This window comes from Calothrix sp. NIES-2100 (assembly GCF_963875285.1).
GTDB lineage: Bacteria > Cyanobacteriota > Cyanobacteriia > Cyanobacteriales > Nostocaceae > Aulosira.
Window position 1 is genome coordinate 5,839,920 of record NZ_CAWNLA010000001.1, and the last position, 14,247, is coordinate 5,854,166.

A 14,247-nucleotide genomic window follows, 5' to 3' on the forward strand; every position below is an offset into this window, starting at 1 on the left:
AATTTTATTTAACCTTTTCATCAATTATGCAAAATCTCTCTCAAACTCTTCTACCTCCGCGTCCTCTGCGTCCTTGGCGGTTCGTTACTTAAATAATTTTTCACACACCAAGATACCAATAAAAAATAATTTTACCTTCTGCACTCTGCCTTCTCCCACCTTATGAACTACCAACCAGAAGAACGTTTATACAAACTCCTACCAGCAATTTACCGCATCCGCGATGAAGAATTGCATCATGGAACATTACGCGCCTTACTTGGTGTCATCGAAAAAGAACTCATTCAAATAGAAGATGATATTGAAAACCTCTACGAAAACTGGTTTATTGAAACCTGCGACGAATGGGTAGTACCTTATATTGGCGATTTATTAGATGTAAAATTATATTCCCAAGGTTTTCGGACATTTGGGCAAGCCAGACGCGCCTATATTGCCAACACCTTAGCCTTGCGATCGCGTAAAGGCACAGTCCCAATTTTAGAACAATTAGTATTTGATATCACTGGTTGGCGGGCGAAGGTAGTCGAGAATTTTAAATCTTTAGCCACTACGCAAAATCTTAACAATCTCCGTCTGGATGTTGTCAATTTCAACCTGCGTAAACCAACACAGAATCCGGCGCGGACTTTAGATATTCGTCGCACTTCTGGACAGGGAAGTGCTAATCTCGGTAGTATTAATATTTTAATTTGGCGGCTTAAAACCTATCCTATAGAAAAGGTAACAGCCAGGTTATATGAAAATGAAAATCAAGGACTATTCTATAGTTTTAATCCCCTTGGTGATGACATACCTTTATTTAATCAACCGCAAACAGAAACAGAAATTACCAGTTTAGCTAAACCGATTAATCTTCCTGGTGACTTATACTCAGATCGCGATGCAATTACTGCGGAATTATCTGCAAGACGAAAAGCGATCGCAGCTGGACAACAGCCAGAAGATGAAGGATTCTTTAATAACGATCCACCAGTTTTAAAAATTTTTGCTGACGAACAACCAATCAAGCCAGAAGAAATTTTTATCGGTGATTTAAGTAAATGGGAAATTCCTCCTACTGATTTTTCCCCAAAAGTTATTGTCGATTTAAAATCAGGTCGATTAGCTTTCACAACCCAAACTATACCAAAAACTGTAGAAGTCAGTTACTCCTACGCTTTTAGTCACAATATTGGCGGTGGAACTTACGATCGCACTCAGTCACTTCTCAACACCATATCCCGTTCTGTCAGTCGCATTACCTGGGATGTGGCACAATCAATATTAATCACGGAAAACCCACTGTTAACCGCAGTCCAAAATTGGAACAACAATGTCAAAATTTGGGAATATTGTGCAGAATTATTCTATATTCCCCTCCAGCGATTAGTGAGGAATCCCGACGATCAAAGAATTTTATCCACAGGTTATGAACCGCCGCAATTTCAACCAGGAATTTTCACAGGTTTAAATGTCACCGCGACTGTAGGCGAAAATCAGGTAATTATTTATCGGGGAACTGCGGTAGATAACGCCGGGAATAATATAAATTTAACCATTAATTATCGCATCGACCTCAAAGACTACGCCAAACAAAATAAACTCCAAAATCCGCAAAAAATTCTCATCGTTATTATCTATAAAGCAGCAGAACAACCACCTCAATGGGAAATTCAAATCGGCGAATATCCCAATAAAATTCCTGATTCTGTTGTTCCCCTGGTAAGTTTGACAATCGATGTTAAAGGTAAAATTCTCGAGTCAGATCCGAATATTTCGCCGCAGTTTCAACCGGGTGTCCTCTCAGGATTAACCATTGATTTCCGAAATAAAATCTTAACTGCTGGTAAGGCGGTGAATAGCAATGGTAAACTCATCGAATTAAAAAACAATACAACTCTCCCCGATGTTCCTCAAAGTTATGAAGGCGAACATTGGCTGTTATATATTACCCCTAAAGCGAAAGTTGCTTTAATTCGTGATGACGAAATGGGGGTAATTGTTCTCAGAGATAATCATACCTATCAGGGAGATTTAACTCTCAACATTCCCGCCGGTAAACATTTACAAATTGTGGCTGCTGATGAATATCGTCCCCATTTATTAGGTAATTTATCAATTAAAGGTATTGCCAAAGACAGAACAGATCCGGGAAAATTTACTCTCAACGGTTTGTTGGTTGAAGGTAAACTAACTGTCCTCCCTGGAAATTTGAAAAAATTAGAAATATTCCATAGTACTTTAGTCCCCAAACATGGTGGATTCAAGGTAATGAAAGCCGATGAAGATAATCAGCCCATCACAGCAGCAGATGACGGATTTTCGCTGATTGCAATGATTATTTACTGTCTCAACCTCATCCACAAAATCATTGATTTAGGTATTGGTGTCGATAGTCCCAATTCCCAAAATAATTTAATTAGACTCTTGCAACTAGCGCTGCGGCAAGTTTCTCGTGTATTCTCGTTTCTAGAGACAGTGCTGAATCAATGGCAATGTGCATTACCCCAAATGAGTGAGGAGGAAGAAGACGAAAGTAAAAAGTTTTGCGATCGCATCTTACCTGATGCCACAGATATTAATCTCGAAGATAATCAAAATTTAAGTATTACAATTGGTGAAAGTATTTGCGGTGCGATCGCCTTAGCTGATACAGTGTCATATTTGGAGATTACCGACAGTATTATCGATCGCGGAAAACCAGAAAATCCTTTAACAATTGCTGCACCTGGAACTAACACAGAAATCTATCGCACAACTATTTTCGGGATGACAACAGTCAGGAGTCTAGAAAGTAGCAACAGCATTTTTACAGAAAAAGTCACAGTATTACGGCGACAAGATGGTTGTATGAGATTTTGTTTTGTCCCAAATGCTTCTCGGACACCACGTCGCTATCGTTGTCAACCTGACTTAGCTTTAGAGAAACTGCAAAAAGAATTAAACGGAAAATTACCCGCCCCAATTGCGGCGTTAGTTGTGAATCTTAACAATCAAGAAGTCTTTGCAGGGACAGAAGGTAACGGAATTTTACGTTACATCAACAATCAATGGTTGCCTTTCCATGACAATACCGCAGATCAATATATTACCGCTCTTTTCACCTACAACAATATTTTATTAGCAGGGACAACAGATGGCGGGATTCTGCGTCTGGAATTACATAATGACACAGAGGCGATTGCACCCACTGAATTTGCGGATAAAAATTCGCCGGTGAATACAGATGTCACAGCCTTTAATCGTCTCACATTTAACGGTCAAAGTTATTTGTTTGCAGCTACATTTGGCAATGGGATTTTTCGCCTTCCCGAAAATGAAACTACTTGGAAGTCAGTGAATACTGGGTTAAAAAATCTCAACGTCATTACTTTAGCTGTTGACATCAACAACAGCAAAATTTTCGCCGGAACTGCGGGGGGTGGAGTTTTTGTTTCTCAAGATAATGGTGCAAACTGGAAAGCGTTAAACTATAACCTGAGAAATCTGCAAATTACGTCCTTAGCAATCAATCAAAATAACGGACAAATTTTCGCCGCCACATCTGGTGGGGGGATTTATCGCTGGGAAGCAGATTGTGAACAATGGCGACGCATCAATCAAGGCTTAATCAATCCAGATATTACCGCCTTAGTTGCTTATCAAAAAACTGCCAGTGGAACTATTACCAGCGAAAATGGTAAATTAATTGGTCAGGGGACAAAATTTCACCAAGAACTCGCTAAAGGTAGTGTAATTACCATTGGTAATGAAACCAGAACTGTAATTGATATCCCAGCTAACCAAGAAGTTATATATATAGATAGCGCCTTGAGTAATGACTTACCTACTACTGGTACTACCTTTACGATTAACTACCTGATAGCGGGAAGTAGCAGCGGCGATATCTTCCGTTCCCAAGATAACGGCGACAGTTGGGAACTTAGCGAAGTCAATGGGACTTATAGTAATATTACGTCCTTGGCTGTGAACAAGACTGAGCAAAATCTTTCTATATTTGCGGGAACTGCGATCGGTAGCATTTTACAATCAACAGATGATGGGATGAATTGGTTACCAGCCAATCAAGGTTTATCAAATGTCACGCAAAAAATAGTCATTTTAACCAGTCTCCAACCTAGTTTTACCTCCACAACTTATGGTAATCCAGCCTATGCCCAACTGAGTCAAAACGTGGCGTTAGAAATTTCTCAAGGTGCGGAAGATGGTGCAGAAATTGGTGTATTTAATATCTTAGAACAACCACAGCGTCAAGCTAGCTTGCAAGCCAGCCTGAATGAATATTTACGTTTCGGAATTACAGCAAATATTTTTTACAATACTTAAGGAAGTTAAATATTATGAAGGGAGATTTTACCCGTTTAAGTTTTCAACCCCGTAAACACTATAATGGCGTTTGGATGCAACAGGGAAGGGTGCAACTAGACGCTGATTGGAATGAACAAGTTGATATTCAAAATTACCTGCATCAATCCCTAGGCAAAAATATTATTGGCACCACAGGAGCGAATAAAACCGCTGACAATTTTAAAATTAGTATTATTGATGGTGATTTAAAAATTGCCCCTGGTCAAATTTATGTTAGTGGTTTACTGTGCGAGTTAGAAGACAATGATACCACTTACAAACATCAGCCAGATTATCCTAGCTTGGAAATAAATTCAGGTAAGTATTTAGTCTATCTTGATGTCTGGGAACGTCACGTAACTGTCCTGGAAGATCCAGAAATTCGTGAAATCGCCTTAGATACATCTGTACCTGATACTACCACCCGCACAAAGACAGTTTGGCAAGTCAAGCTGCTAGAAATTAAATTCGATGCAAAATTTTTGGAAGATGAACAAAAAGCCACCACAGAAGATGCAATTAGTCAAATTAAAGCCCAACGTAAAGCCATTGTACTCAAGGAATTAGAAAAATTAATTAACAAAGCTGATAATCAAAAGAAACTCCTCGCTGTTAATTTTGATAACACAACTAATACAGGCAATACCAACGCCTTAGATAATCGATTATATCGCGTTGAAATTCACCAACCCAGTCAAGAGGGTAGCATTGCCACCTTTAAATGGTCGCGAGATAACGGCATTGTTGTGAGTGAGATTCGAGACATTGAACGTAATAACATTACTATAGATAATCCCGGTCGCGATCCTGCGCAATCATTTCAAGCAAATCAATGGGTAGAAATTACCGATAAAGAACGAGAACTTAAAGGTGAACCGGGAATTTTAGTCCGTTTAATGGCTGGGACATCCGATAAAAAACTAGTTTTTGACCCCTCATCAAGAGTCGGAGATACACCCATTACTCTTGACAATTTTCCCCTCAAGAATAAACCAAAAGTTCGCCGTTGGGATCAAACAACTAATACAGGAACTATCCCCATTAATCAAACTAGCCCGGGTTCCCAGTGGATTAATTTAGACGCTGGGATTCAGGTGAGTTTTTCCGACACAAATCTTAGCTATCAAACAGGTGATTACTGGCTAATACCACTACGTCCGCAAAGTCAAACCAAGATTGAATTACCTTATGACGAGGAAGCCAAAAAATTCATCCCCCAACCAGCGCAAGGTATTCAACATTATTACAGTCCACTAGCTTTTTATGACAGCACAGAATCCATCATTGAAGACTACCGTGAAATATTTCCGCTGTTGGTGAATTGTTTTGATAAAACCGGCGGGATCATGACTGGAGATTTAGAAATCCAGGCTAATCTTTATGTCACTGGTAAACAGGATGAGGGTAAATATATTCCTGGTAGAGTCGGGATTGGGACAAAATCACCCCAAGCAAAACTACACATTCACAATGCGCCTTCCTTATCTGGTACAGGTACAATTTTTAATACCACTGGTAGTTTAATAGTTACAGGTAACGATACTGTTTTTCAAACAGAATTACGTGTAGGCGATGCTATTACAGCTAATGGTCAAACTAGAATCATCGCTACCATCGATTCTAGTAATCAATCTCTAACAGTTAATCAAGCCTTTGAACCGCCTTTAGCAGCAGCCAACTTTACTTATCAACAGCCAACCATTGCACGGTTTACCAATGGTAGCCAAGAAACACAGCTAATAGTTACCGAAGAAGGTTTTATTGGTATCGGTCTAGATACACCCCAAGAAAAATTACATTTAAATGGTGCAATTCGCGGTAATCAATCTGGTGCTTTACGGATTAATTCTGGGAATGGCTTTGTTGATGTCGGTCCTCAAGATGGAAATTTCTCACACTTTGTCACCGACCGCCCCCGCTACCATTTTGACAAAGGAATTACCGTCAAAACTGGTTTAATTGGCAGTGATGAAAATACCGATTTGTCACTTCAAACTGGAGACGCAACTCAAATTAAAGTATCTCATGAAAATGGTAATGTTGGCATCGGTGTAGATAAACCCGAAGAAAAATTACATTTAAATGGTGCGATTCGCGGCGACCAATCAGGTGCTTTACGAATTAGTAGCAGTACAGGTTATGTCGATGTTGGTTCGCAAAATACTGATTTCTCCAACTTTGTTACCGACCGTCCCGGCTACCATTTTGACAAAGGAATTACCCTGAAAACTGGCGTAATTAACAGCGATTCAGATACAAACTTATCTTTACAAACCGCAGGCACAACTCAAATTACAGTATCTAATAAAAATGGTAATGTTGGCATCGGTATTGATATTCCTCAAGAAAAATTACATTTAAATGGTGCGATTCGCGGTAATCAATCTGGTGCTTTAAGAATTAGTAGCGGTACAGGTTATGTCGATGTTGGTTCGCAAAATGCTGATTTCTCCAACTTTGTTACCGACCGTCCCGGCTACCATTTTGACAAAGGAATTACCCTGAAAACTGGTGTAATTAGCAGTGATGCAAATAGTAATTTATCATTGCAAACAGCAGGTATCACCCAAGTGACACTATTGCAAACAAGCGGTAACGTTGGGATTGGGATAGATACTCCTCAAGAAAAACTTCATGTTGCGGGGACGGTCAGAATTAGTAACAAGTTTGGCTTTGTGAATATTGCACCCCAAGAAGATAAATGGATACATTTCACAACAGACTTGGAAGGTTACTATTTTGACAAAGATATTCGCGTCGAATCAGGATTAATTACCAGCTTAGGAAATAGAGACTTATCTCTGCAAACCGCAGGTACAACCCACTTTAAACTTTCCTATAATACGGGAAATGTGGGCATTGGTGTAGATCAGCCCTTGGAAAAACTGCATCTCGGTGGCGCGATTAGAGGTGACCAGTCAGGCGCTTTACGGATTAATACTGGGAATGGTTATGTCGATATTGGCCCTCAAGATGCCAATTCGTCACATTTTGTCACAGACCGCCCAGCCTACCACTTCGACAAACCCGTCATCGTCGCTGGTGGAATTGGTAGTGATGGCAATACTAACCTATCACTGCAAACAGCAGGCACAAATCAAGTTACAGTAGCCCATGATACTGGTAATGTTGGCATCGGCGTAGATATTCCTCAAGAAAAGCTACATATCAATGGTGCGATTAGAGGCAATCAATCAGGCGCATTACGTATTAATACTGGCAATGGCTATGTAGATATTGGGCCGCAAGATGAGAATTGGGTACATTTCAAGAGCGATCGCCCAGGCTATCATTTTGATCGAGCGATCGCAATTTCTTCTGGGGTAATTAGCAGTTTCAACAATGCCAACTTGTCATTGCAAACGGCAGATAAAACCCGCATGACATTATTGCAGACAAACGGCAATGTGGGTATCGGCATCGAAAAACCCTTAGCAAGATTGCATAATCAAGGTGCAGCACCTTTAACAGGTCAAGGGCAAATTACGAGCAATAGTGATCTTGTAAAGGGAAGTGGCACAACATTTATCCAAGAATTGAACATTGGTGATATAATATCAGTCACTGATGGCTCAACAACACAAGCGAGACTAATTACCAAAATTGCCGCAGAAGGTAATTCTTTCACAGTTAATAAAGCTTTTGCACAAGCCTTAACCACAGCAACTCAATTTACCTATCAACAGCCAATTACTCGCCTAGCAGATAGTAACGGCGTGACTCAATTCATTGTCACCGCCACAGGTAATGTCGGGATTGGTACACCTACCCCCGATTTAGATACCAAGCTACATATCCAAGGAAATGTCAGAGTTTATGGCGATTTATTTCAAGATTCATCCATAGAATTAAAAGACCAGATTACAGACCTTTCTCAGCAAGAAGTTGCGGAAATATTAAAAAATTTGAATCCAGTGAAATACATTTATAAAGACGACACTGAGCAAAAATTGCACTTAGGATTTATTGCTGAACAAGTCCCTGATATTTTAGCATCGGCGGATAAAACAGCAATTCAACCCTTTAATATTTTGGCGGTATTAGCTAAAGCCGTTAAAGACCAACAAGCAATGATTACAACATTATCTCTTGTTGTTAAAGAACAGCAGCGACAAATAGCCGCATTAACACAGAAAGCAAAAAATTGAGACTTGAAACGCTAGTATAAAGTGTTGCTCCTTATCAGATCCCCGACTTCTTTAAGAAGTCGGGTATCTTGCAACTCAGCAAAATTAATGTAGCCAAATACTCTTGAGGTTATATCCACCTAGGAGTTTAGCAATGTGCTTTACCCTTACAGCATGGTCGATTTAGAGAAACATGCTGTAATTCGCACTCAAGAATAAAATCCTGACTCCGAATTGATTTTTAACGGAATTTGCATAAAAATTATAATTTACGGGGAATTTTACATAATCTTTACATATACTTCTCCGAAATCTGGCTAAACTCCTGTGAAGAAGCTAATTGATTACTTAAATGTTGCATCTACCTTCAGAATAATTACTTATTTACGTTAGCAGGGCTATCCTCACTGATCATCAAAGCATTTGTCATGCGATCGCGCGTGCGATCGCATAAATCATTTTGCGTAACCATTTACCTCTGTTCTTGACAAAGGTATTGAGGGAATTTTGATGAAATTTACAGGTCATTCCATCATTCATCGATTGATATCTGAACAATCTTCAAACCCAACAAGGATATTACAACTATGGCTCTTATTCCAGGAACCAACAATAACGATACTTTAACTGGGAATTCGGAAAACGATACTATCCAAGGCGCCGGTGGTAATGATTCACTTTCTGGATCAGGTGGAAATGACAGTTTAGAAGGTGGTCGAGGTAATGATACCTTAATCGGTGGGACAGGTAATGATGTCTTCAACTTTCAATACGAACAAGACAATGATATTGTCACAGACTTTGTTCGAGGACAAGACAAAATTGATGTCAGAAACCTGAAAATTAGTGATTGGAATACCCTGAAATTACTCATTAGTAATGATGGTGAAAACAATGCGCTGATTACGACTTATTTTAGTGGCGATCAGTCCCAAATCAAACTCCTTAACATCAATCCCAGCCTACTACAAGCCAGTGATTTCATTTTCAACGCTGCGAATATCAATGATACTGTTAATGGTAGTAATTATTCGAGTTACCCCGATCAATTATTCGGTGGTTTAGGTAATGATACTATCAACGCATTAGCTGGTAATGATGTCCTGTTTGGTGAACAAGGTGATGACCGTTTAGACGGGGGTGCAGGCAATGATACTCTCTACGGTGGCACAGGTAATGATGTCTTCAACTTGCAATACGATCCAGGCAACGATGTCGTCATAGACTTTGTTCAAGGACAAGACAGAATTGATGTCAGAAACCTGAAAATTAGTGATTGGAATACCCTGAAATTACTCATTAGTAATGATGGTGAAAACAATGCGCTGATTACGACTTATTTTAGTGGCGATCAGTCCCAAATCAAACTCCTTAACATCAATCCCAGCCTACTACAAGCCAGTGATTTCATTTTCAACGCTGCGAATATCAATGATACTGTTAATGGTAGTAATTATTCGAGTTACCCCGATCAATTATTCGGTGGTTTAGGTAATGATACTATCAACGCCTTAGCTGGTAATGATGTCCTGTTTGGTGAACAAGGTGATGACCGTTTAGACGGGGGTGCAGGCAATGATACTCTCTACGGTGGCACAGGTAATGATGTCTTCAACCTGCAATACGATCCAGGCAACGATGTCGTCATAGACTTTGTTCAAGGACAAGACAGAATTGATGTCAGAAACCTGAAAATTAGTGATTGGAATACCCTGAAATTACTCATTAGTAATGATGGTGAAAACAATGCGCTGATTACGACTTATTTTAGTGGCGATCAGTCCCAAATCAAACTCCTTAACATCAATCCCAGCCTACTACAAGCCAGTGATTTCATTTTCAACGCTGCGAATATCAATGATACTGTTAATGGTAGTAATTATTCGAGTTACCCCGATCAATTATTCGGTGGTTTAGGTAATGATACTATCAACGCATTAGCTGGTAATGATGTCCTGTTTGGTGAACAAGGTGATGACCGTTTAGACGGGGGTGCAGGCAATGATACTCTCTACGGTGGCACAGGTAATGATGTCTTCAACTTGCAATACGATCCAGGCAACGATGTCGTCATAGACTTTGTTCAAGGACAAGACAGAATTGATGTCAGAAACCTGAAAATTAGTGATTGGAATACCCTGAAATTACTCATTAGTAATGATGGTGAAAACAATGCGCTGATTACGACTTATTTTAGTGGCGATCAGTCCCAAATCAAACTCCTTAACATCAATCCCAGCCTACTACAAGCCAGTGATTTCATTTTCAACGCTGCGAATATCAATGATACTGTTAATGGTAGTAATTATTCGAGTTACCCCGATCAATTATTCGGTGGTTTAGGTAATGATACTATCAACGCATTAGCTGGTAATGATGTCCTGTTTGGTGAACAAGGTGATGACCGTTTAGACGGGGGTGCAGGCAATGATACTCTCTACGGTGGCACAGGTAATGATGTCTTCAACTTGCAATACGATCCAGGCAACGATGTCGTCATAGACTTTGTTCAAGGACAAGACAGAATTGATGTCAGAAACCTGAAAATTAGTGATTGGAATACCCTGAAATTACTCATTAGTAATGATGGTGAAAACAATGCGCTGATTACGACTTATTTTAGTGGCGATCAGTCCCAAATCAAACTCCTTAACATCAATCCCAGCCTACTACAAGCCAGTGATTTCATTTTCAACGCTGCGAATATCAATGATACTGTTAATGGTAGTAATTATTCGAGTTACCCCGATCAATTATTCGGTGGTTTAGGTAATGATACCATCAACGCATTAGCTGGTAATGATGTCCTGTTTGGTGAACAAGGTGATGACCGTTTACAGGGTGGTTTAGGTAATGATACTCTCTACGGTGGGACTGGTAATGATATCGCTGTTTACTCAGGTACTCGTTCCCAATATCAAGTAACTAGTAGTGGAGGTGTTTATACAGTTACCGATTCAGTGGCTAATCGTGATGGCATCGATAAACTATATGATCTCGAAAGAATCCAGTTTTCCGATCAAACTCTCACCCTAGATGCCCCCCCCAGCATTACCCTGGCTGTATCTCCAAGCAGCGTCCTAGAAGATGGGACAGCTAATTTGGTTTACACCTTCACCAGAACCGGAAGCACTACCAACGCCTTAACTGTTAACTATAACGTTGCTGGTACAGCCACCTTCAACACAGACTACACCCAAAGCGGTGCAGCCAGTTTCACAGCCACCACAGGAAGCATTACCTTTGCTGCGGGAAGTAGTACAAAAACCCTAACTATCGACCCCAGCGCAGACACCACCTTTGAAGCTAATGAAACCATCGCTTTAACTCTGGCAACAGGAACAGGTTACACCATCGGCACGACAACAGCAGTCACCGGCACGATTACCAATGATGATCCCTCTGGTATCACCATCAACCTCAGTCCTAGCCAGACAATCGTCGAAGGCTTAATCAGTCCGCAAAACGCAGCATATACCGTTAGTCTCTCCCAAGCCAGCAGCCAAACTGTCACTGTTAAGTATGCTACCGCTAACGGCACAGCTACAGCCGGTTCAGACTACACCAGCACTACTGGAACCCTAACTTTCAATCCAGGCGACATCAGTAAAGTTATCAATATCCCCATTCTCAATGATTCCATTAGTGAAGCAGATGAAACCTTCACCCTGAAGCTGACAACTCCCACTAATGCGAGTCTGGGTACAAGTACTGTCACCACCACTATCACCGATACCCTCAGTTCTGCTGTCACCACGACTTTGCCAACTAACGTGGAAAACCTCACCCTCACAGGAACGGCAGCAATCAACGGTACAGGGAATGCAGGCAATAATATCCTCAAGGGTAATAGTGCCAATAATACTCTCGCAGGTGGTGCAGGAAATGACACCTATGCTTTTGCAGCGAATACTGCTTTAGGGACTGATACAATTAGCGAAACCGCCACAGGTGGTATTGATACAATTGACTTCAGTGCTAGTACTGTTGCTGTTAAGGTGAATTTGGGTGTGACCACATCACAAACCGTGAATAGTAATCTCAAACTGATTCTCTCTGGTAACAACGTCATCGAAAATGCCAAAGGTGGTACAGGTAATGACCGTCTTACAGGTAATGCCTTAAATAATCATCTCTCAGGTGGTGCAGGCAATGACCAACTGCAAGGATTAGCGGGAGATGATACCCTTGTGGGCGGACTGGGCGATGATATTCTCACTGGCGGAAGTGGTAAAGATAAGTATCTGTTCCAAGGTAGTGGTGCCTTTAGTAGTACTTTAGGCGTTGATTACATTAGCAATTTTGAGCAGGGACAAGACCAAATTGTTCTCAGTAAAACTACTTTTAGCGCTGTTACTAATATTGCTGGACAAGCTTTAACTGACTTTGCGGTTGTCACTGATGATGAATTTATCAACGCTAGTAGTGCGCGGATTGTCTTTAGCCAAGGTAGTGGTAGTCTATTCTACAATCAGGATGGTAATGTTTTAGGTACAGGCAAAGTGTTTGAATTTGCCCGTTTAGGAAATCCTGATATTACTTTGAGCAGTAGCGATTTCAGTTTAGTTGCCTAGTTTTTACGGCAATACGGTTCAGTTAAGATCCCCCCGCCTGCGGCGACCCCCTTAAAAAGGGGGTAACAGAGGGTTATTAGCCCCCCTTGAAAAGGGGGGTTGGGGGGATCTTAAGAAGATTAAAACGTTAACTGAACCGTATTGGTTTTTACGGTGTCATGGATTAATTAACTAAAACACAGATCCCCGACTTTTCAAAAAAGTCGGGGATCTTGTTGTTATCAGTAAAAGCTGATCTGAAAGTGTTAGTTGATTTTGAGTAATAGTTGCGCGATCGCCTGGGAAATCGGTAAACCAGGACAGCGTTCTAACCAGAAGAACTCCCCAACTGGATTCACTTCCAAAAAGACATGACGATTGTCTGGTGTCAACAGAATATCAATTGCACCATAATTCAACCCGAATTCTGCCATGAGTTTCAGCAGCTTTGATTCTACATCTTCGGGTAATTGATATGGTTGCCAAGCTTCTAGTAAAGCCACTCCCTGTCGTCGCCAGTCGTACTGTGCTTTTGCTAAGGCTTGGGAGTCAACGGCGGCAGTAAATATCTGTTTACCGACAATCGTCGTCCGCAATTCTAGCGCTTTCGGGATTTTTTCCTGAAAGGTCATCGGACAGAAACGCAGCCCATCAAGATTTTCTAAGTCTTCAGCAGTCACAGGATTAGTAAACACAACTTTCTCCTCTCCTTGCTCATCATAAATCGCAAAGGAAGAAAGCATTTTGGTAATCATACCCTGTTCGCATTCTTCAGCAAATTGCTTCACTGCTGTTGGGTTATTGGTCGTCAGGGTACGCGGTGTATCCAAACCTATTTCTCTGGCAACTTGTAGTTGTAATTGCTTATTGTCAGCGCGGCGAATATATGGTATATGGTCGAGATGGAAGCCCCGGATGCTAGCAATCATTCCCTGAATAGTGACACGAGATTCTTGTACAGAAGCTTGTCGCAATTGTGCATCCATTGTCGTGGGAATTTGCGCCGCGATCGCAATTCGCCGATACCAAACCGCAGATACTGCATGTAAATCTAGCTGTTGCTCTCCATCGGTGAGTATCAAGCGCTCATTTTTGCCGTAGTAGACATCCAGCTGTACCTGGGTGGGAAATTTATCTGTATCAAAGCGAAATGCTTTACCTCCCCGATCGGCGATCGCTTGCATAACCATCGGGATGCTTTCGTTATCTTGGCTATGGGTAATAATTAAAACAGTCAT

Annotated in this window: 4 protein-coding genes; 3 read left to right on the forward strand and 1 reads right to left on the reverse strand. The window is 40.9% G+C overall.

All coding sequences use genetic code 11. The annotated features are described in order from the left end of the window. Window positions 1-162 precede the first annotated feature (162 nt). From AACU32_RS23765 to AACU32_RS23775, 3 genes are all read left to right on the forward strand, one after another. Window positions 163-4,308: a hypothetical protein gene (locus AACU32_RS23765; RefSeq protein WP_096603683.1), complete on the forward strand. Its 4,146-nt coding sequence runs from the start codon at window positions 163-165 to the stop codon at window positions 4,306-4,308. A 14-nt stretch (window positions 4,309-4,322) separates the two neighbouring features. Further along, window positions 4,323-8,477 (forward strand): DUF6519 domain-containing protein, encoded by a 4,155-nt coding sequence (locus AACU32_RS23770; RefSeq protein WP_096603684.1) that lies wholly within the window; start codon window positions 4,323-4,325, stop codon window positions 8,475-8,477. A 566-nt stretch (window positions 8,478-9,043) separates the two neighbouring features. After that, a complete protein-coding gene (locus tag AACU32_RS23775; protein ID WP_096603685.1) occupies window positions 9,044-13,030 on the forward strand; it encodes a M10 family metallopeptidase C-terminal domain-containing protein in 3,987 nt (1,328 codons plus the stop codon). A gap of 245 nt (window positions 13,031-13,275) precedes the next feature. Here AACU32_RS23775 and AACU32_RS23780 read toward each other — a convergent pair whose 3' ends face one another. Continuing rightward, the gene (locus AACU32_RS23780; RefSeq protein ID WP_096603686.1) at window positions 13,276-14,247 is read right to left on the reverse strand and encodes an MvdD family ATP-grasp ribosomal peptide maturase; all 972 of its coding nucleotides are present in this window, start codon (window positions 14,245-14,247) and stop codon (window positions 13,276-13,278) included.

Bases quoted from the DNA above. Each gene is read 5' to 3' on its own strand.
- AACU32_RS23765 (WP_096603683.1), top strand. From the start codon at position 163: ATGAACTACCAACCAGAAGAACGTTTATACAAACTCCTACCAGCAATT.
- AACU32_RS23770 (WP_096603684.1), top strand. From the start codon at position 4,323: ATGAAGGGAGATTTTACCCGTTTAAGTTTTCAACCCCGTAAACACTAT.
- AACU32_RS23775 (WP_096603685.1), top strand. From the start codon at position 9,044: ATGGCTCTTATTCCAGGAACCAACAATAACGATACTTTAACTGGGAAT.
- AACU32_RS23780 (WP_096603686.1), bottom strand. From the start codon at position 14,247: ATGACTGTTTTAATTATTACCCATAGCCAAGATAACGAAAGCATCCCG.